A 16,842-nucleotide genomic window follows, 5' to 3' on the forward strand; every position below is an offset into this window, starting at 1 on the left:
TTGATTAAACGCCGCGTTTGTTGCCCCAAAGCAGGGTATGAAGCTGCGGCAGTACTTTGACGTCATTCATTTCCTTCGATTCAATCGTGCGCTCAATCAGCCATTCAAATCTTGAGAGCAGCTTGGCGACCAGCGCCTCGTCATCGGTTGTCGTACTATCATCATTGCCGATCTGAAGAAAGAACGGAACCGCCGGGTAACGTTTGTGGACGTGTTCGGCATAAGTGAAGTCAGCTTCATCAAAGATGACGACCTTTAGGCTGGCGTTTGAGCTGGCGGCTGTCAGCTGTTCGATATAATGATCAAGCTTGGCAAAATCCGTTTCCATACCGGAGCTCGGCGGCTTCGGCGAGATCGTGACATCATCAATCGCCAGCATCCAGTCCTGCCAAAGGGAGCCCTGGGTTTCAACGGCGACCTTCCAGCCGCGTTGATGACAAAGCTCAATCAGCTCGCCGATTCCTTTATGGAGCGCAGGGTTTCCGCCGGAGATCGTCACATGGGAAAAGCGCTCTCCCCCGATCTTCTCCAATTCACTGACAATCGCTTCCGTCTCCATCAGCGTGCTGCGCGCGCTGCCATCCCATGTAAAGCTCGAATCACACCACGAGCAGGAATAATCACAGCCGCCTGTTCTGACAAACATCGTTTTTTGGCCGATGACCATGCCTTCCCCTTGAATCGTCGGACCGAATAGTTCCATTACCGGAATTTTCATTGCAATTCCTCCGCTTTCGGCCGGTAGACGACATAGCTCGTCGGTGTTTCCCGCACGACGACTTGGAGGCAGTTCGGCTTGTTCGGCAGAGTCACAAGCTCCTGCTGGACCGCCTTCCAAATTTGCTCGGCAACCCGTTCGGTCGTTGGCGCGACCGCTTCATATTCTGCATGATCGTTCAGGAGCGTATGGTCATAGCGTTTATGGACAATTTCCTTCAGCCGTTTAAAATTGACGAGAAAGCCAAGCTCGTCCAACGAATCCCCGGCAATGGTAAGATTGATAAAATATGTGTGCCCGTGCATCTCCTGGCACTGTCCGGCCCGTTCATCGGGAATGAAGTGCGCAGCGGCAAGGTGCATATCTTTATTCAGCTCATAACGGTACGAGTGAGGAACCTGCGGATAAAATTGCTGGATCATGCGCTTTCACCTCCGCTCTTGTCAGCGAGATAGCTTTCCAGTCCCTGGCGACGCAGCTTGCAGGCCGGACATTCGCCGCAGCCGTCACCGCGGATTCCTTCATAGCAAGTGAGCGTCTTTTCTCTAACAAAGTCGAGCGCGCCAAGCTCATCGGCGAGCGCCCACGTTTCCTTTTTATTCAGCCACATTAACGGGGTATGGATGACAAACTGGGCATCCATCGCCAAATTTAAGGTGACGTTCAATGATTTAATAAAACTGTCACGACAGTCGGGGTAGCCGCTAAAATCGGTTTCACAGACGCCGGTGATCAGATGACGCGCGCCGATCGCATCGGCATACACCGCAGCGAACGATAAGAAGAGATGGTTTCTCCCCGGGACAAAGGTTGATGGCAGACCGCCATTTTCCCCTTCCTTCACTTCAATATTGCTGCGGGTAAGGGCATTGGCCGACAGCTGATTAATCAGCTTCATATCGAGCACATGGAACGACACACCGAGCTCCTCAGCAATTTCCCGTGCGCAATTGATCTCATCAGCATGGCGCTGACCATAGTCAAATGTGACGGTCGCCACTTCTTTAAATTGTTTTAACGCCCATAGTAAACAGGTCGTGCTATCCTGGCCGCCGCTGAACACGACGACTGCTTTTTCATCTTTCATCTCTCATTTCTCCTTTGAGAAAGAGCATCCGATAAACTCCAGTCATCGGATCAGTTCCGTTTTTCACGATCAATCAGGAACAAATCCGGACATAACAAGAAAACTGTACAAGGCACAGTTTCAGCATAGTTTTTTATAGAGGGAGTTTGCGAACCTCTTGATTTCATTCAGCCTTAATCATAGCATAGATGACCCGCCCGCGGCTATCCTTTTGCCTTTCGTGAAATTTTTGGTAAAATCATCATGACAGATATGATACAGAAATGAGGAATGAATATGAGCAGCTTTCAGGAAAAGATTGAAAAGTACGCCGAGCTCGCTGTTAAAGTCGGCGTTAATATTCAGCCAGGTCAAACATTGGTCGTCCGCACGCCGCTGACAGCCGTCGAGCTTGTCCGCGCCGTCGCCAAAAAAGCCTATCAGGCCGGAGCAAAACATGTGCATGTCGACTGGAGCGACGAAGCACTGATTAAGACAAAATATGAGCTTGCTCCTGACGATGCCTTTCATGAATATCCGGAATGGATCGCGAAAGGGTATGAAGAGCTTGCGGCGAACGGGGCAGCTTTTTTAAGCATTACCGGCTCCGATCCCGACCTGTTAAAGGATGTCGATCCGGAGCGTGTCGCCAACGCCAACAAAGCGAGCGGAAAAGCAATGGAGGGCTTCCGTTCCTACATTACGTCCGACAAAATCAGCTGGTCGATTGTCGGTGTTCCGTCTGAAGGCTGGGCGAAAAAGGTTTTCCCGGACGCCACGACGGAAGAAGCGGTCAATAAGCTGTGGGATGCCATTTTTGCAGCCACGCGGATTAACGAGGCTGACCCGGTCGAGGCATGGCAAACGCACCTCGCCACATTGGATGAGAAAATGCATGCCTTAAATGACAAGCACTATCATGCCTTGCATTACATGGCGGAAGGAACGGATCTCGTGATTGAGCTGCCGAAAACTCATATTTGGGTCAGCGGCGGCAGCGTCAACAAGGAAGGGATTCCGTTCGTCGCCAACATGCCGACAGAGGAAGTGTTTACCTCGGCGAAAAAGACCGGCGTCAACGGCACGGTTTCAAGTACAAAACCGTTGAATTACGGCGGCACGCTGATTAATAATTTTTCGTTAACGTTTAAAGACGGCAAAGTAATCGACTTTAAAGCCGAGGAAGGCTATGAAACGTTGAAGCGGCTGCTCGACACGGACGAAGGGGCCCGTTACATCGGTGAGGTCGCGCTTGTCCCGCATCGCTCGCCGATTTCTGACACGAATATTATTTTTTACAACACGCTCTTTGACGAAAATGCTTCGAACCATCTCGCGCTGGGCAGCGCCTATGCGTTCTGCATTGAAGGCGGGAAGGAAATGAGCAAAGAAGAGCTGGAGAAAAGCGGCTTGAATACAAGCCTGACTCATGTCGATTTCATGATCGGAGAAGCCGATATGAACATTGACGGCGTCTACGAGGACGGCAAGCGCGAGCCGATTTTCCGTAACGGAAACTGGGCGTTTTAAATTTTGCCGTAATCCCGCAGTCAAGAGCAACGTCTGCGCTTTGCGTTTACATGTCTTCGGCACAGCCTTTGCAAGAAGGAGCCCTCCTTCTTGCAAAGCGGATCCTTTTAGTAAACGATGGCGTTCAAAAAGGCCACCCCGCAAGATAATTCTACGCTTGCGGGGTGGCCTCTTCTTATTTCCGTTTAGGAGAGCGCGGCGGTTTTTTTCTCTGTTCTCGCTTTATTTGCTTTGCGTAAATAGTAAAGGAAGGCGATCGACTTCATCAACCCTTTAACATTTTTCCGTTCAGCTGCGTCGATTCCCGCTTTCGCCTGCTCACTGCGCTCAAACGTGTAAGCCGAAACAGTCGACGTCAGATGATGGGCGGCTTTTCCCGCTTCTTCGACGATGTCGAATACCGGGTCGAGCTTCGCGACTTTATGGTTGATGTCGATCAATGTCTCATTTGTATTATATAAGACAAGCTTCGTTTCGCTTGTGACATCCTGCAATGTTTTCTCGGCCTGGGCGACAGTCGTCGCCGTCTTGTCAAGCGTGTTTGTCAGCTTGCGTAAAACCGGGATGAGAAATCCGACCAATACAGCAAATCCAAGCGCGATAATAAATACTCCAATCCCTAACCAATCCATCCAATCACCTCAATGTTTGTCGTTATCATTCTCGATATTGTTCCACAATTTCAAGTAAATTAGCGATTGATTCCCCGATAACCGGCAAAGAAATCATCTGGCTTAACAGAAAAACGAGCAGGGCAATAAACAGAGCTGTGCCGATCGTCAGTCCGACTCCGCGCGAAATGCCGGCGAGCAAATTGACCTTAATCACCTCTTTTTTGTTCGTAAAGTGATAGGCCATGTCCTTCAGGCGGCCGTTTGTGGTCATCTCTTCCAGCTTATTTAACAGCTTTTCAAAGCGCTCATTTTCCTCGGCCCGCTTCTCATCCTTCCGATGCTTTGGTGGAAGCTTCCGTTTCTCCTGCTCGGCAGTCAGAGGCATGTGACCACTCCTTTCTTACTTGAGTCGCATACCTCTTTTTACCCTTGACTGTATTCGATTAAACGACTTTCTCTCCGTATGTAAGAAGGTGGATTGCCGTCCCTGAAGGATCCTCCACAGCAACGCGATCATCAAGCTCCGTAACCTGGAAGCCGAGTGACTGAAGGCGCTGGACGACCGCCGTTCTCTCTTCCGCGCTCGGCAGAATGAGCGTGAAATAGCGGAGGCCGGTGCTTTCCGGCGCGGGAGCAGGCGCGCCGAGCCCGTTCCATGTATTTAAGCCGATATGATGGTGATAGCGGGCGGTTGAAACAAAAAGTGCCTGCGTTCCGTAACGACAAACCACTTCGAACCCGAGCCCCTCACCATAAAACTTTTCCGTCTCCTGCCATTCCGCCACATGAAGATGAATATGGCCGATGATTGTCTGTTCGCTAATTCCGCTCCATTCCTTTGCTTCTTCTGACAAAAGATGTTGATAATCAAGCGGCTCCGTCGCCATCAGCACTTCGCCATTCTCCCACTTCCATGTTGAAGCTGGGCGGTCGCTGTAAAGCTCAATTCCATTGCCATCCGGATCAGCCAGATAAATCGCTTCGCTTACGAAATGATCGGCCGCTCCCTGTAAGGGCCATTTCACCTCCAGCAAATGGCGAAACAGATCCGCTAAATCGCGACGTGATGGCACGAGCAGAGCAAAATGATACAAGCCTGTCGTCCGTCCATGCTTTTTCGTGACATGTTCCGGCTGTTCGAGGATAAGCAATGGCGACAGTCCGTCAGCGGTAAGCGTCGCCCGGTCTGCTTCTTCGTGTAAGACGCGGAGGCCGATCACCTCTTGATAAAATTTTAAGGAGTGCTGTAAATCGCTAATTTTCAAAACTACCTGCCCAACATGAATGTTGTGCGCATGATGAAACTCTTTCATCTTCTTCACTCCTCCCTCTCATCGTCCTGAATGATATGTCGTCATTTTATGTGAGAAATAGTGATTTGTCGAGTAATCTGCCGATGAAGAAAAAAAAACTGGAAATACTAAACGTAAGGAGGCCACTGAAAATCATCCTTTTTCCTAACTCGAAGAAGAGTAATGGCTCCGCACGTTGCGCGCCTTGCTTCGACAAACCCGCTCGTAGCAAGGCTTTCAAAACCAGGCAACGGCTACGCTCATGACTAAAAAGCTGCTGAAAAAGTGAAAATCATCCTTTTTCAGCAGCTTCATCATAAGGAGGGATTTTATGACACATCCATATCTTTGTCCAAACTGCAAAACAAACCGCTCACGCTTCAACTTAATTGAGCAGGTCGCAACACCGGTCAAAATTGATGCGCAAAGCGGTGACATTCTGGAGTCTTATGACGCGGGCGAGGCCGGTCCTTTTCATCTTCCTTACCGGGGGCCGCAGCTTAAAGTGCAATGTGCGACCTGCGGACTGATCGAGGACGAGCAAATGTTCATAAAACGGGCTCAGCAGTAAGAAAACCGCGTGGCGTTTCTTCTGCTTGAATTCCCGGACACATGTTACGCAAAAAATGCATCAAAGGGGCTGCGATTCCCTTTTGATGCATTCCGAGACATTTACGGAACCCGGTTTTCGCCTGAAGCATACTCGGGACTTAAGAAGGACAGCGCCTGCTTGCCAAGCAAAAAGCTGCCGATCGCATAGGCTTCCACCTGATCCCGCAACTGCGGGGTCCCTTTCGTCCCGTTAAACACTTGGAGCTTATATGGCTCATATTGCGGCTCCGCTTCAAAAGAGTTGTGTAAAAACTTTGCCGTTTCACTTAATCCGTGGTTGCCGCGGTACATCACCTCATAAAAGGAAATGAAGCCATGCATCACACCATTATAGCGAATCGCCTCGACGGGCACGCCATGCTCAGCTAATCGCTCGGCATATGCTTCTCCCTCGTCCCGGAGCGGATCAAACTCAGCCGTAATGACTAACGCCGGCGGCAGCTGGTACAAATCCTCCGCTTCAAGTGGCGACGTGTATGCCAGCTTCCACATTGCCTGGTCCGGCGTATACGTATCCCGCGCTCTAAGCATGACATTTCGCGACAAGAGATAGTAGCCACTATCATACTTCAGACGTGAATCGAATTCGATATCCTGAAAAGTTGTCAGCGGATAAAGCAAAGCCTGCGCCGTTATAGCAGGTCCCTGCCGATCGCGGGCCATCAGAGAGACAACTGTCGCAATATTGCCACCGGCACTGTCACCAACAACTGCTATTTTCGTTGGATCTCCATTGATTTCATCCGCGTGGGACTCCGCCCATACGAGCGCGTCATAGCTGTCTTCAATCGCTGTCGGGAACGGATGTTTCGGTGCCACGCGGTAGCCGACGGCAATAACAATACTGTTTGTTCGCGCTGCTAAAGAGCGGACGATGTTATCGTGTGTATGAATGCTGCCATAGCCTTCCATAAAGGCCCCGCCATGATAGTAGAGAATAATCGGATGAGGTCCTTCCTGCAGGGGCTGGTACATCTTTGCTTCGATTTTACTGCCATCAGATACAGGAATGTCAATCATTTGACTTGTATAGCTGGGCTTGCCGCCTTGGGAAAAGAAGCTCGGGGCTTTCATATCCGGGGTGACAAGATTATGATGAACGGCATGGAGGAGCACAGCTGTTTTAGGTGGAACCTTCCCCGCTTCCGTATGCATCCAGAAATGAACGGAAATAATAACAATTAAGGCGCAAACGATCCCGGTTAAGGAAACAATGCTTGCCCAAAGTGTAAATTTCTTTACCAATTTCTTCACTGTGCTCCCCTCCTTAGATGTCTGATAATTCTATTATTTCTATCATACCAAATTTTAAATAGATTTGTAAGAGTTTTTACGATATTTTAATAGATTTTTACACAATGACGAAATATGTCGAACTTTGTTTTGTATGCGCTTACAATATTATATACTGAATAACTTGTCCAAGTGTGAGAATAAAGAGGAAATGTGTCAAAAGAAAACGGCGTTTTCTTTTGACACATCCCAATAGCAGCGACTGCCGTCCGCCTAGCGCCAGTTTTCCTTAATAAATTCATCTCTCCCGGACTGCGCACGGTCCTGTTTATATTCGGCCGGTTTTTTCTTATGGAATTGCTGGTGATAGTCCTCTGCCCGGTAAAAGGGGGCCGCTTCTTTTATTTGCGTCACGATCGGTTTTTTAAAACGTCCGCTCGCCGCGATGTCTTCCTTTGAAGCTTGCGCCAACCGTTTTTGCTCGGCTGTATGGTAAAAAATCGCGGTGCGGTATTGCGGCCCGCGATCAGCAAACTGACCGTCCGGATCGGTCGGATCAATTTGTGGCCAATAGAGGGAAAGCAGCTTTTGATAAGAAAACAGCTTCGGATCAAAGGTAATTTGCACGACTTCATAATGACCGCTGTTCCCTGCTTTTACTTGTTCATAGCTTGGCTGTTCAATATGACCGCCCATATAGCCCGATTCAACTGCGATAATTCCCGGCTGCTCTTCAAACGGACTGACCATGCACCAGAAGCAGCCTCCGGCAAAGGTCGCTTTCTCGTAGCGGTCCTTATCTTTTTCTTCGTTCATTCCGTTCCCTCCTTCCTCTTTTCAACCGACTAAATAGCACGGCAATCACATACACTAAAAAAGAAAAAACATAAGGTGATCGCATGAAAAAAATCATTCTTTTCGCCGATCCCGGCATTGATGACGCTATTGCCCTGCTCTATGCGTTGCGCCAGCCATCCTTCGATATTCTCGCTGTTGTCGCCGAATACGGCAACACGTTTCGCCGGTACGCCGTCAGCAACAGCATCTATTTATTACATGAAGGTGGAAGGAGCGACATACCGGTATTTACCGGGGCGGAGCGTCCGATTACCGGCGAGTCGCCGGATGTTCAGCCGACGATCCACGGCCCTTACGGATTGGGCGATTTACACCCTTTTTTAATCACGGAACAACCGGCCGAAAACATTGACCAGCTCATTCCACTGCTTGATCAGCACGCCGAAGAGCTTACCATTGTCACACTCGGGCGCCTGACCACATTAGCTGCACTTTTTTTACTTTATCCTGCTTTGATGAAGCGGATAAAGGAATTTTATCTCATGGGAGGAGCTTTTTCTGTGCCGGGAAATATTACTCCCTTCGCCGAGGCAAATATTTACGACGATCCGGCCGCCGCCAAAATTGTCGTCCAGCAGGCTGCCAATCTCACAATGATTCCGTTAAATGTCACGAATGAGGTTCTTTATCCGCCCGGATTTTTCTTTGAGATGGAAGCAGCAGGAGCCAATCCGCTCATACGGCGGCTCGCCGAGTTTTATCAGCGCTTCAACAGTCAGGAAAATGGCTCGTTGACAATCCCGGTTCATGATTTACTAACCCTCGTCGCGCTCGCTGAACCTTCCTTGTTCACGTACAGCCATTATCGCGTCGCCATTATTACAGCGGAAGGATTAAGCAGAGGAATGACGGTGGCTGATATGCGTCCACTTTCAGAGCAGCCGCCGGGGCCTTATCCACGCATCGCCTTGGACGTCAATGCTCCGGCCGTGCTGCGCCATGTTTTTCATCTTTTCACCGCTTAGCCTTCTGACTTTTGATGGACAAATTCAATTTCATCGAGCTTGCGGCTATATTTTATCGTTACATCGTGGTCGTTAAAATACCAAATATCGGCTTCTTCTATATAGAATATAATCCCATCTACAGTAGTCTCGGCCCCTATTTGAGCTGGAGGCTCCTGTGTAATTCCTAACGAAAAACCGCTTTGGATCGAACCGCATCCGCCATAACGGGCAAATAAGCGAATATAATGTTTTCCTTCGTCTGCAAAGGAAAATTCATCTTTAAACCATTGCAATGCCGGCTTTGTAATCGTAATGTTCATTTCACTCACTTCCTTCATAATTATCATATCAATTTATCACCAGACTGTCTAAAAAAACACAAACAGGCATAAGGCCATAAAAGTTTCCCCTTGGAAACTTTTATGGCCTTAGTGAATAAAATATCGTAATCCTCTACACAAGAGAAGGAGAATCGCGATGAATAAAACAAACTTTTACGGATTGCTGCTTCTTAAGCTGGGACTGCTGACAAAAGAACAGCACGAGAGCTTGAAGCAAATGCAAAAAAAGAAGCCGGTTTAAATGGAAATTGCTCCTTTTAACCCGGTTCCTTTTTCGTTGAACCACTGCCAATCAGGCTGTAGGCTGTGCGTGACTTTCAGCGAGAAGTTCATCGATTTTCTCCACAAGCTGAACAATTTCCGGCTTGCTGATCTGCGCATCCGCGCCCACTTTCTCTCCTTTATGAAACAAGTCGTCTGTAATCAAAGAAGAAAAAATGACAATGGGAACGTGCTGGAGCTGCGGATTGGCTTTGCAACGCAATGTTAGGTGATGTCCGTCCATCTGTGGCATTTCAATATCCGTAATAAGGAGATCAATTGCGCCGGCAACAGCGTCCTTTCCCGCGAGCGCCTGCTCTTCAAGGAACTCCCAGGCCATTTTTCCGTTTTCAAAAAACATCAAATTCGTGTAACCCGCCTCGGACAACGTATCAGAAAGCAGCTTTCTCAGCACAGCAGAATCCTCGGCAATGCAAATCAGTTTCGCTGACCGTTCCCGTACCCCCATCGCTTTTACACGATCAACACTCAATCCTGTATCAGGGTTAATATCGACGACAATTTTTTCGAAATCAAGCAAAAGGGACATCTCATCCTCCAGTTTCACGATGCCGATCGTATGGCTTAAGTGTCCCTGGGCGAGCTCGCTCGGCTTATCGATCTGTTCCCAGGAAATCCGGTGGATTCTTGATACGCTATGAACGTGAAACGCGACTTTCATCTTATTTAGCTCGGAAATGATAAATTTATCCTGATCCGGTTCCTCCGATGCGGGTAAGTTAAGCACTTTTGCCAAATCAACGACCGGAATAACCTCCTGCCGCAAACGGATGACGCCTTCCACATGCTCATGTCCATTTGGAGTGTCGGTAATCGGCAAAGGATTAATAATTTCTCTCACCTTTAATACATTAATTCCAAATGTGCCTTGAGCGACTTTAAACATTACGATTTCCAGTTCATTCGTACCGCTTTCCAGCAAAATCCCGTTATTGTTCAACTGCATTCGGCTACTCCTCCATCACTCATGTCCGCCTCGGCGATTGCGCCTTTATTCCTAAGACGAAACGAATAGTATTGATACCTCTAGTGTATAAGAGCTAGTAACATCGGGCAAGTTTAATTTTTCGAAAATAGAGGAAAAAAGTGGCGGGAATCGACCTATTACAAAATCGCTTTATAAGCGCGACGTGATGGAGCTGTTTTTTTAACTGCCCTGATGTGTTCTTCCATAACAGCTCTTGTAACATAAAATAATTTAAATAAAAAAATAAAAGAGGCTCTGGTTCTGCACGAACTACTTGAAATAAAAAAACTTGAAACAAAAGGTAAACATATCAGCTTTTACCTTTTATCTAAGCTCAAAGCCGTTGCCATACTCTGCTTCATAAATTTTACTTCTGTCCCGTTTTTTCTTGATTTTAGATCATTGTTTTTTTACCGCATGAATGTAATGAATTGTTTCAAACGCAGTTAAATAATCATTTCGATTGTTAAAAAAACGCTCTTTAATTTTTGTAGGAGATAAATGCTCATAAATTAGCAACCCTGCTTTCTCTAACATTTTCTCCATTTCTGAAAATGAGAAACAAGCTTTCATCGGCTCTCCTCCAGCTGCAGCCATTTTCACCATGTTTTCAACTCTGTTGGAAAGCCCTTTTTCCTTAAAAAGTCTTTCATCGGCATAGTCAAAAACAATAGAGCTACCAGGTGGAACTTTATCAAATAAATACTCTAGTAAGTTGGAAAGTTCATCTTTCGTTAAATAATATGAGACTCCCAGTAAACTAAAAAATGTTTTTTTATACGTAAAGCTCTTTTCAAATAGTTTTTCATACGAAAACATTTTTGTGAGATCCATTGGAATAAAATGAAGATTACTCGGTATTTTCAACCTAACTTCATCCAACCTTTGGATTTTAAACGACTGTGTTGTTGGATAATCAATTTCAAAAATTTCAACAGTGTTTTCCAATTCATGATACCGTAAAGAGAACGTATCTAATCCTGCCCCAAGTATGACATATTGCTTAACCCCTAAACTAAATTCATTTAGGAGAACATTTTCACAATACGCTGCACGCGCCAAAGGCGTTGGTGATAACTGTACTTGCGTTATCCATTTTATTATTTCATCTGGATTATCCTTAAACTTTTCCGCAATTTCTCTGTTAAAGAACGGAATGCCTTTAACCATATTCTCTTTTATGTTTTGATACTCTTTTGGTGAAATTAATTTTATGGCCATAAAATCATTGAAAATTTTTGGCGAGTCATATTTACTATGGTAGGCTCGTCCAAAAGCTGCCACTAAAGAAGTTAAACTGGACTCATTCTCTTTCATACCAACTTCCTCCCCACAAAAAATAAGATTCCCCTCGGCCAAGAGAATCTCATTATATAAGATAAATTAAAATTTGTAAATTATAGCACAAATATATTTTTTTGTCAATCATTTTAACTTCTATTGAAAAAGCTGCTGAAAAAGTGAAACTCGTACATTTTCAGCAGCTTTTTCATAACGGGCTTTAAAAGAGAGTGGAGGTTCCGCTCATGCTCATTGCTTAGGGGCTGGGCAAAAGGGAAAACCCCTCTCATCCCAGCCCTTTGTATTAAATATGAATCGTAATGTCGCTTTCTTCCCGTAAATCTTCAATGATTTGCGAAAGCTGTTCCTGCTGCTTTTCGCTTTGCAGCTGAGCCTGAAGCTCTTCGCGGTAATCTTCGAACGCTGGTAGCTCGCTGCTGCCTTCACCGGCCATTTCCACCATTTCATCGTAAGCAGCCTGAAGCTCTTCATCCGATACTTCCTCGGCCGTTGTGTGGGCTTCAACATACTTATCACGCTTCACAAAATCGGAAATGTCCGCCCGCAGTTCTTCCATCGTGACACCTTGCTCATCAAGAGTCTCTTGAAGCTGCTCCTCAGATTCAAATTGTGACGTAATCAAATCAAGCTCGGCATCAATTTCTTCATCCGTTGCTTCGATTCCTTCATTATCAGCTGCCTGAATAATCATGCGTTCATTAATAATTTGCTGCAGCAGCTGTTCTTCCAGCATTTCAAGATAGCCGGCCGCTTCTTCGCTTTCAAGCTCAATTCCTTGTGCTAATAGCAGGTTGGCCTGCTGCTCCAAGGAAGCGACATAAATATCCTTATTGATATCCTCGCCATTTACTGTTGCAATGACGTCGGGTATGTTCTCCGTATCAAGGACTGACTGAGGATCCTGTGCAACTTCCTCACTGTCTGGAGCCTGTTGATCGGTCTCGGTTGCTTCTCCTTCCGGGGTATCAGCTTGCTGATCTGACTCTCCCCCGCATGCTGCAAGACTGAGAGCCAGTAGGCCAGTCCCAAAAATCATAAACATCTTTTTCATATTTTTCTCAATCCCCTTCCTTATCAAAAACCTTTAGTTATTGTAACACAAATGACATCTCCTTACACCGCGAACAATGGCTTCCTCCAACGTCTGCAGACTTGATCACCATTATTATGAAAATATATGAAAGAAAGAAGACGCGAAAAACCTTGTTATTCCACTGCGGGTAGAAAGGGGGGTATAACACTTTCAAAAACTGTGTAAATTTTCAACCGCCAGCTGATTCCACTGACCGAAAAGAAGAAAAAACCCGGGATAAAGGTTGACTTGCACCTTTTCCCCGGGCTTAAGGCAGTGAAAGAACTCTGAGGCTGCAACCTGCTGATCAGAATCTATAGGAAGCAGCCGCCTTCGGTACAGAGATTGCGCAAGAGCGATCGTTTCATCTCACTGCTCTCATTCAGTTGCGCGGGTTATCTGTTAGCATTGATCTTGTCCGACAATGACAAGACCGCCACCACCGTCTGTTTCCTGGTAGTCAAGAGTAACTGTCCGGACACTCTCCACCACTCCTGCTTCTATCGCCACTTCAATCCCGTTAATCGTTTCCCTTACATCGGTTTCTGCCGGCTCATCCAGAGCCAGTCCAAGCTTCGGGCCTCCTCAGCCCATGCCTGCGAAAACGACCCGGATTGTAGAGATTCCGTGCTCTTCCATCGTGCTTTTCACAAAGTCGCGCGCTTTATCTGTAATATTCAACGCTGTTCCACCTCACTTTATGCTCGTTTTATTTTGGAACCGTTCTTCTGAAGTTATCCCCGAGAAACCCTTTGACAACTGTCGCAGAATAGTGCTTTTCCAATTCATTGACCAGTTTACCATAGTGCCCGCTATGCTTCAATTGATCGACATAGACATCAATCCCGTCAAAATCCGAGCCGAAGCCGATATGACGGCTTGCCCCGAGCTCACACATATGCTCAACATGACGCAGGACATCGTCAATCGTCGCCTGCTCCTTCTCTGTCAGAAAGAGCGGGTGGAAGACAAGTCCGATAAAGCCGTTACGCTTAACAAGAGCGCTAATTTGTTCGTCCAGCAGGTTTCGGCGATGTGCGCACAGCTTATAGGCATTGGAATGACTGGCAATTGGATAATCAGCCAACTCGATCACATCCCAAAATCCCTGGATGCTTAAATGCGAGACATCCGTCAATATTCGTTTCTTATTATGAAGCTCGACCACCTCTTTGCCGAGCAGGGAGAGTCCAGCCCCGCGCGGCTCGCCGACGCCGTCCGCACAGAGATTGGCCTGATTCCAGGTTAAGCCGACAGACAGTACGCCAAGCTGCAGCAGAATCGACAGCTTCGTCAAATCATCGCCGATCGGATCGAGTCCTTCCAGCGTCAATACCGCCCCTATTTCGCCCTCCTGCAGGTCATCCAGCTCACTCCATGTTGTCAAATGGCGCATGAACGGATAAGGGGAAATGATCTTCTCATGAAAAAGCGAAATTTGCTCAAGCACAACCTGAAATTTTTGCTCCTGCTTGATCCATGGCTCGACAAAGATCGCAAATAGCTGAACCTCGACATTCCCCTCTTTCAGCCGGCTGGCGTTCGTATCGATTTCAGCAGCATCGAAAAAGGAGCGGTTCGGCTGCTCCCACAGCTTTAATAACGCATCACAATGTGTATCAATAATCACGGGCTACTCTCCTTTCGTTAAGAAAAACTCACAGCTTCTCCTGCTGAATTAGGCCGCTGAATCCGCTGTTGGCATGCACATTTACCGCCTCTGCACATATGGATATAGTGACAACTAGCATAGAGGAGGAGGGACGGACATGTCTGAGCAGCGTGAGTCCAAAAAAAGCCATGGCTATCATGATATTTTAAGATCGATTGATGATTTCTTTACTAACACATATCAGCAATTACACGATCATCCGTTGTTCCTTGCTCCCATTCCGGTTCGCATCAGCGAGGATCAGGAGCATTGGATCGCTGAGGCTGAATTGCCCGGGATTGACAAACGGCAAATTCAGCTTGACATCTACAGACAATCAATCCGGATTCAAATTAATAATGAAGAGCATACCGAGTACGCGGATGACACCAAAGGAATAAGGAAGCGCCAGTCACAAACACAAATTCGCCAACGCACGATTCCAGTTCCGTTCTATATTGATGAAAAAAGCGTCAAGGCAAGCTATAAAAACGGCCTGCTGCGCATCAAAATTCCAACAAAGCGCAAGCCGATCTCAATTGATTCGTAAGGAGGAAAAAGCATGTTCCCACGGCAGCGTAATCGGCAAATGCCACCCTATCAGCACGGCAGCCATCCATATCCGTTTCCGCCGCATCAACGGCCCGGTCGCCCTTATCAACAATATATGCAGCAAATGGACCCGTCATCTCAAGCGTTTGGCTATAAGCCTAAGAAGACATCATTTTTAAAATCAGCCTTCATCGGCGAAAATGGCAGCTTTGATGTCGGCCGGACCGTCCAAACCGTTGATCAAGTGGTGAAAACTGTAAGCCAGGTCAGCCCGATCGTCAAACAGATAGGCAGCTTCTTTTTGAAAAAATAAAGCTGCCCTCTTTCTTGCCGAGTGAGCCTTGTAAGAAAAATCATTGCAGTAAGCTTGCAAGGCTTTCGATCTCTTTCCTTTTCCAGCACGCTGATCCGTTTAGTGCACAGCCGAAAGACTTGCTTTACAGCAAGCCTTCCTGTTCAAATAAATAGTCGTATGGGATATCAAGAAATAAATAAAGATCCTCTGAAATCGGATAGGAATAAGTCCGGATCCGTTCATCCCGGTCAATATCCGTGTACAAATCCGAAAGAAAGCCCCTCTTTTCGATATTCATCCGCACAATATTTTCTAAAAAATACGGCCGCCAGCTCCAGTTTTTAAAGCGTCCTTCCTCACGAAGCACCCAGCTTTCCTCTGCATTTTTTTCGGCATTCGACGATTGCTGGAAGCCCTCCGCATTGCAAAGATACACGCGAAACGCGTACCCGTCGCATTCTTTTGCCACTTTCATAATCATTTCGTCATATGTATCTTCGGGATTTATCATTTTCATGACCTGCTTCAGCTGCTGGTTTAATTCATTCGTTAACGTCAGTTGAGCTTCCATCTTTTTGCGCTCATAAACGATAAAATGCTGAAATTCCTTTTGCATTTTATCCTTGCAGCAATCCGCCTCGACAAAGTCAGCCTTTTCTCCTTGCAAATATAAGCCTTGGTAATAGCGACCGCCATTTCTCCAGGCATAGTTGAGCTGATTAAAATTTGTAATCCCGTCAAACAGCAGCGTCGCGCCAATTTTACGGGAGAGCATCGATAAGGAATGATGAACTTCACGATACAGGTGAGGAAGCGCATCCTCATCCAAAAAAGCGACGTTCACCTTCACGATATTCGGCTTTAGCACCGCAATCCGGTCGAGGTAGCTGCCTGTTTTCCCCACTTCGTCAATCGCTATTCTGATGCCCGTGCTTTGAATATAGGCGAAAAAATGCTTGTATTCACTGATCCGTTCGACAATTTCATTTTCCTTTAGCTTCAGAACGATCTGGTGGGGATTCAGGTCATACTCGTTAAAGGATTCGAGACAACGGATAAATGTCTCGGCATTATCCTTGTACAGCAGCTCAATGTCATAGGCAAAAAACAAAGTCGACGTTTGATCTGTTTTCACAAAAGCGTCCAGCGCGCTCCGCTGTAAGTATTCGTTCAGTTCCAATCTATATTCATCGGGAATGCTTTTATCCTCCAGAAGCCCGTCAAAGCCTTTTATCCCCTCGTCGGTTTCCAGCCTTGCCAATACGTCATAGCCAACGACCAGCTGCTTATCTGCACTGATAATCGGCTGGAAATATGGCCGGATCATCTGTTTGTTCATCATGACATCTAATGGATCCATTCATCCACCTCCCTAACAACCCTCGTATTGTCAAAACTTTTATAAGAAATAGGTTATAAAATACCTTGATAGAGGGCTTTATAAGCAAAAAAATTGCCACCCCCTGAAATTTAGGCAATAGTGAGGTTACCACACCGACACTAAATCCCT

Annotated in this window: 20 protein-coding genes and 1 riboswitch; of the genes, 5 read left to right on the top strand and 15 right to left on the bottom strand. The window is 46.7% G+C overall.

Features of this window, described 5'->3' with window-relative positions; translation table 11 throughout:
* Positions 1 to 4 precede the first annotated feature (4 nt).
* The 3 genes from queE to queC are packed head-to-tail and all read right to left on the bottom strand — an operon-like array spanning position 5 to position 1,805.
* Positions 5 to 718, bottom strand: coding sequence for a 7-carboxy-7-deazaguanine synthase QueE (gene queE / locus M3202_RS20380; RefSeq protein ID WP_251225063.1), 714 nt, complete (start codon positions 716 to 718; stop codon positions 5 to 7).
* A complete protein-coding gene (gene queD, locus M3202_RS20385; protein ID WP_251225064.1) occupies positions 715 to 1,140 on the bottom strand; it encodes a 6-carboxytetrahydropterin synthase QueD in 426 nt (141 codons plus the stop codon). Before queD ends, queE begins: the two co-directional genes overlap by 4 nt.
* Entirely contained in the window at positions 1,137 to 1,805 is a 669-nt protein-coding gene (gene queC, locus M3202_RS20390; protein ID WP_251225065.1) for a 7-cyano-7-deazaguanine synthase QueC, read from the bottom strand. The genes queD and queC overlap by 4 nt, the downstream gene beginning before the upstream one ends.
* A gap of 119 nt (positions 1,806 to 1,924) precedes the next feature.
* A riboswitch (PreQ1 riboswitch) is annotated at positions 1,925 to 1,968 on the bottom strand.
* 113 nt (positions 1,969 to 2,081) lie between these two features.
* Between queC and M3202_RS20395 the strand changes: the two genes are divergently transcribed.
* Positions 2,082 to 3,314 carry an aminopeptidase gene (locus tag M3202_RS20395; protein ID WP_251225066.1) on the top strand — a complete coding sequence of 411 codons (1,233 nt, stop codon included), beginning with the start codon at positions 2,082 to 2,084 and terminating at the stop codon, positions 3,312 to 3,314.
* 185 nt (positions 3,315 to 3,499) lie between these two features.
* On the opposite strand, the gene M3202_RS20400 is transcribed toward M3202_RS20395, so the two are convergent.
* From M3202_RS20400 to M3202_RS20410, 3 genes are read right to left on the bottom strand one after another with little or no spacing between them, the layout of a single operon-like run.
* Complete coding sequence (locus M3202_RS20400; protein WP_251225067.1) at positions 3,500 to 3,946, bottom strand: DUF948 domain-containing protein; 447 nt, start codon at positions 3,944 to 3,946, stop codon at positions 3,500 to 3,502.
* A gap of 25 nt (positions 3,947 to 3,971) precedes the next feature.
* Complete coding sequence (locus tag M3202_RS20405; RefSeq protein WP_251225068.1) at positions 3,972 to 4,313, bottom strand: DUF5665 domain-containing protein; 342 nt, start codon at positions 4,311 to 4,313, stop codon at positions 3,972 to 3,974.
* A gap of 58 nt (positions 4,314 to 4,371) precedes the next feature.
* Complete coding sequence (locus M3202_RS20410) at positions 4,372 to 5,241, bottom strand: VOC family protein (protein ID WP_251225069.1); 870 nt, start codon at positions 5,239 to 5,241, stop codon at positions 4,372 to 4,374.
* A 310-nt stretch (positions 5,242 to 5,551) separates the two neighbouring features.
* Between M3202_RS20410 and M3202_RS20415 the strand changes: the two genes are divergently transcribed.
* Positions 5,552 to 5,791: a DNA alkylation repair protein gene (locus M3202_RS20415; protein WP_251225070.1), complete on the top strand. Its 240-nt coding sequence runs from the start codon at positions 5,552 to 5,554 to the stop codon at positions 5,789 to 5,791.
* A 101-nt stretch (positions 5,792 to 5,892) separates the two neighbouring features.
* On the opposite strand, the gene M3202_RS20420 is transcribed toward M3202_RS20415, so the two are convergent.
* Together M3202_RS20420 and msrA are read right to left on the bottom strand one after the other, a co-directional pair.
* The gene (locus M3202_RS20420; RefSeq protein ID WP_251225082.1) at positions 5,893 to 7,077 is read right to left on the bottom strand and encodes an alpha/beta hydrolase; all 1,185 of its coding nucleotides are present in this window, start codon (positions 7,075 to 7,077) and stop codon (positions 5,893 to 5,895) included.
* A 261-nt stretch (positions 7,078 to 7,338) separates the two neighbouring features.
* Positions 7,339 to 7,881, bottom strand: coding sequence for a peptide-methionine (S)-S-oxide reductase MsrA (gene msrA, locus M3202_RS20425; RefSeq protein ID WP_251225071.1), 543 nt, complete (start codon positions 7,879 to 7,881; stop codon positions 7,339 to 7,341).
* An 83-nt stretch (positions 7,882 to 7,964) separates the two neighbouring features.
* Between msrA and M3202_RS20430 the strand changes: the two genes are divergently transcribed.
* The gene (locus M3202_RS20430) at positions 7,965 to 8,888 is read left to right on the top strand and encodes a nucleoside hydrolase (protein ID WP_251225072.1); all 924 of its coding nucleotides are present in this window, start codon (positions 7,965 to 7,967) and stop codon (positions 8,886 to 8,888) included.
* On the opposite strand, the gene M3202_RS20435 is transcribed toward M3202_RS20430, so the two are convergent.
* The 6 genes from M3202_RS20435 to M3202_RS20455 all read right to left on the bottom strand — a co-directional run bounded on the left by M3202_RS20435 (position 8,885) and on the right by M3202_RS20455 (position 14,464).
* The gene (locus M3202_RS20435) at positions 8,885 to 9,190 is read right to left on the bottom strand and encodes a HesB/YadR/YfhF family protein (RefSeq protein WP_251225073.1); all 306 of its coding nucleotides are present in this window, start codon (positions 9,188 to 9,190) and stop codon (positions 8,885 to 8,887) included. The genes M3202_RS20430 and M3202_RS20435 overlap by 4 nt on opposite strands.
* Positions 9,191 to 9,503: 313 nt before the next feature.
* Positions 9,504 to 10,439, bottom strand: a complete 936-nt coding sequence (locus M3202_RS20440) for a chemotaxis protein (protein WP_251225074.1) — start codon at positions 10,437 to 10,439, stop codon at positions 9,504 to 9,506.
* A 420-nt stretch (positions 10,440 to 10,859) separates the two neighbouring features.
* Positions 10,860 to 11,777: a class I SAM-dependent methyltransferase gene (locus tag M3202_RS20445; protein WP_251225075.1), complete on the bottom strand. Its 918-nt coding sequence runs from the start codon at positions 11,775 to 11,777 to the stop codon at positions 10,860 to 10,862.
* A gap of 268 nt (positions 11,778 to 12,045) precedes the next feature.
* Complete coding sequence (locus M3202_RS20450; RefSeq protein WP_251225076.1) at positions 12,046 to 12,813, bottom strand: SurA N-terminal domain-containing protein; 768 nt, start codon at positions 12,811 to 12,813, stop codon at positions 12,046 to 12,048.
* Between the two features lie 423 nt (positions 12,814 to 13,236).
* A complete protein-coding gene (locus tag M3202_RS22740) occupies positions 13,237 to 13,515 on the bottom strand; it encodes a hypothetical protein (protein ID WP_354570804.1) in 279 nt (92 codons plus the stop codon).
* Between the two features lie 28 nt (positions 13,516 to 13,543).
* Entirely contained in the window at positions 13,544 to 14,464 is a 921-nt protein-coding gene (locus tag M3202_RS20455; protein ID WP_251225077.1) for a dipeptidase, read from the bottom strand.
* 139 nt (positions 14,465 to 14,603) lie between these two features.
* On the opposite strand from M3202_RS20455, the gene M3202_RS20460 reads away from it, so the two are divergent.
* A complete protein-coding gene (locus tag M3202_RS20460; protein ID WP_251225078.1) occupies positions 14,604 to 15,035 on the top strand; it encodes an Hsp20/alpha crystallin family protein in 432 nt (143 codons plus the stop codon).
* Between the two features lie 12 nt (positions 15,036 to 15,047).
* A complete protein-coding gene (locus M3202_RS20465) occupies positions 15,048 to 15,350 on the top strand; it encodes a YppG family protein (RefSeq protein WP_251225079.1) in 303 nt (100 codons plus the stop codon).
* Positions 15,351 to 15,474: 124 nt separating this feature from the next.
* Here the strand turns inward: M3202_RS20465 and M3202_RS20470 are convergent, their stop codons facing one another.
* On the bottom strand, positions 15,475 to 16,692 hold the full coding sequence (locus M3202_RS20470; protein WP_251225080.1) for an EAL domain-containing protein: 1,218 nt from the start codon (positions 16,690 to 16,692) through the stop codon (positions 15,475 to 15,477).
* Positions 16,693 to 16,842: the final 150 nt, after the last annotated feature.

It is taken from the genome of Halalkalibacter oceani (assembly GCF_023715605.1).
In the GTDB taxonomy this organism is placed as follows: Bacteria; Bacillota; Bacilli; order Bacillales; family Bacillaceae_D; genus Halalkalibacter; species Halalkalibacter oceani.

Bases quoted from the DNA above. Each gene is read 5' to 3' on its own strand.
- M3202_RS20400 (WP_251225067.1), bottom strand. From the start codon at position 3,946: ATGGATTGGTTAGGGATTGGAGTATTTATTATCGCGCTTGGATTTGCT.
- queC (WP_251225065.1), bottom strand. From the start codon at position 1,805: ATGAAAGATGAAAAAGCAGTCGTCGTGTTCAGCGGCGGCCAGGATAGC.
- M3202_RS20445 (WP_251225075.1), bottom strand. From the start codon at position 11,777: ATGAAAGAGAATGAGTCCAGTTTAACTTCTTTAGTGGCAGCTTTTGGA.
- M3202_RS20415 (WP_251225070.1), top strand. From the start codon at position 5,552: ATGACACATCCATATCTTTGTCCAAACTGCAAAACAAACCGCTCACGC.
- queE (WP_251225063.1), bottom strand. From the start codon at position 718: ATGAAAATTCCGGTAATGGAACTATTCGGTCCGACGATTCAAGGGGAA.
- M3202_RS20405 (WP_251225068.1), bottom strand. From the start codon at position 4,313: ATGCCTCTGACTGCCGAGCAGGAGAAACGGAAGCTTCCACCAAAGCAT.
- M3202_RS20470 (WP_251225080.1), bottom strand. From the start codon at position 16,692: ATGGATCCATTAGATGTCATGATGAACAAACAGATGATCCGGCCATAT.
- msrA (WP_251225071.1), bottom strand. From the start codon at position 7,881: ATGAACGAAGAAAAAGATAAGGACCGCTACGAGAAAGCGACCTTTGCC.
- M3202_RS20440 (WP_251225074.1), bottom strand. From the start codon at position 10,439: ATGCAGTTGAACAATAACGGGATTTTGCTGGAAAGCGGTACGAATGAA.
- M3202_RS20465 (WP_251225079.1), top strand. From the start codon at position 15,048: ATGTTCCCACGGCAGCGTAATCGGCAAATGCCACCCTATCAGCACGGC.
- M3202_RS20435 (WP_251225073.1), bottom strand. From the start codon at position 9,190: ATGAACATTACGATTACAAAGCCGGCATTGCAATGGTTTAAAGATGAA.
- M3202_RS20395 (WP_251225066.1), top strand. From the start codon at position 2,082: ATGAGCAGCTTTCAGGAAAAGATTGAAAAGTACGCCGAGCTCGCTGTT.
- M3202_RS20410 (WP_251225069.1), bottom strand. From the start codon at position 5,241: ATGAAAGAGTTTCATCATGCGCACAACATTCATGTTGGGCAGGTAGTT.
- M3202_RS20430 (WP_251225072.1), top strand. From the start codon at position 7,965: ATGAAAAAAATCATTCTTTTCGCCGATCCCGGCATTGATGACGCTATT.
- queD (WP_251225064.1), bottom strand. From the start codon at position 1,140: ATGATCCAGCAATTTTATCCGCAGGTTCCTCACTCGTACCGTTATGAG.
- M3202_RS20460 (WP_251225078.1), top strand. From the start codon at position 14,604: ATGTCTGAGCAGCGTGAGTCCAAAAAAAGCCATGGCTATCATGATATT.
- M3202_RS20450 (WP_251225076.1), bottom strand. From the start codon at position 12,813: ATGAAAAAGATGTTTATGATTTTTGGGACTGGCCTACTGGCTCTCAGT.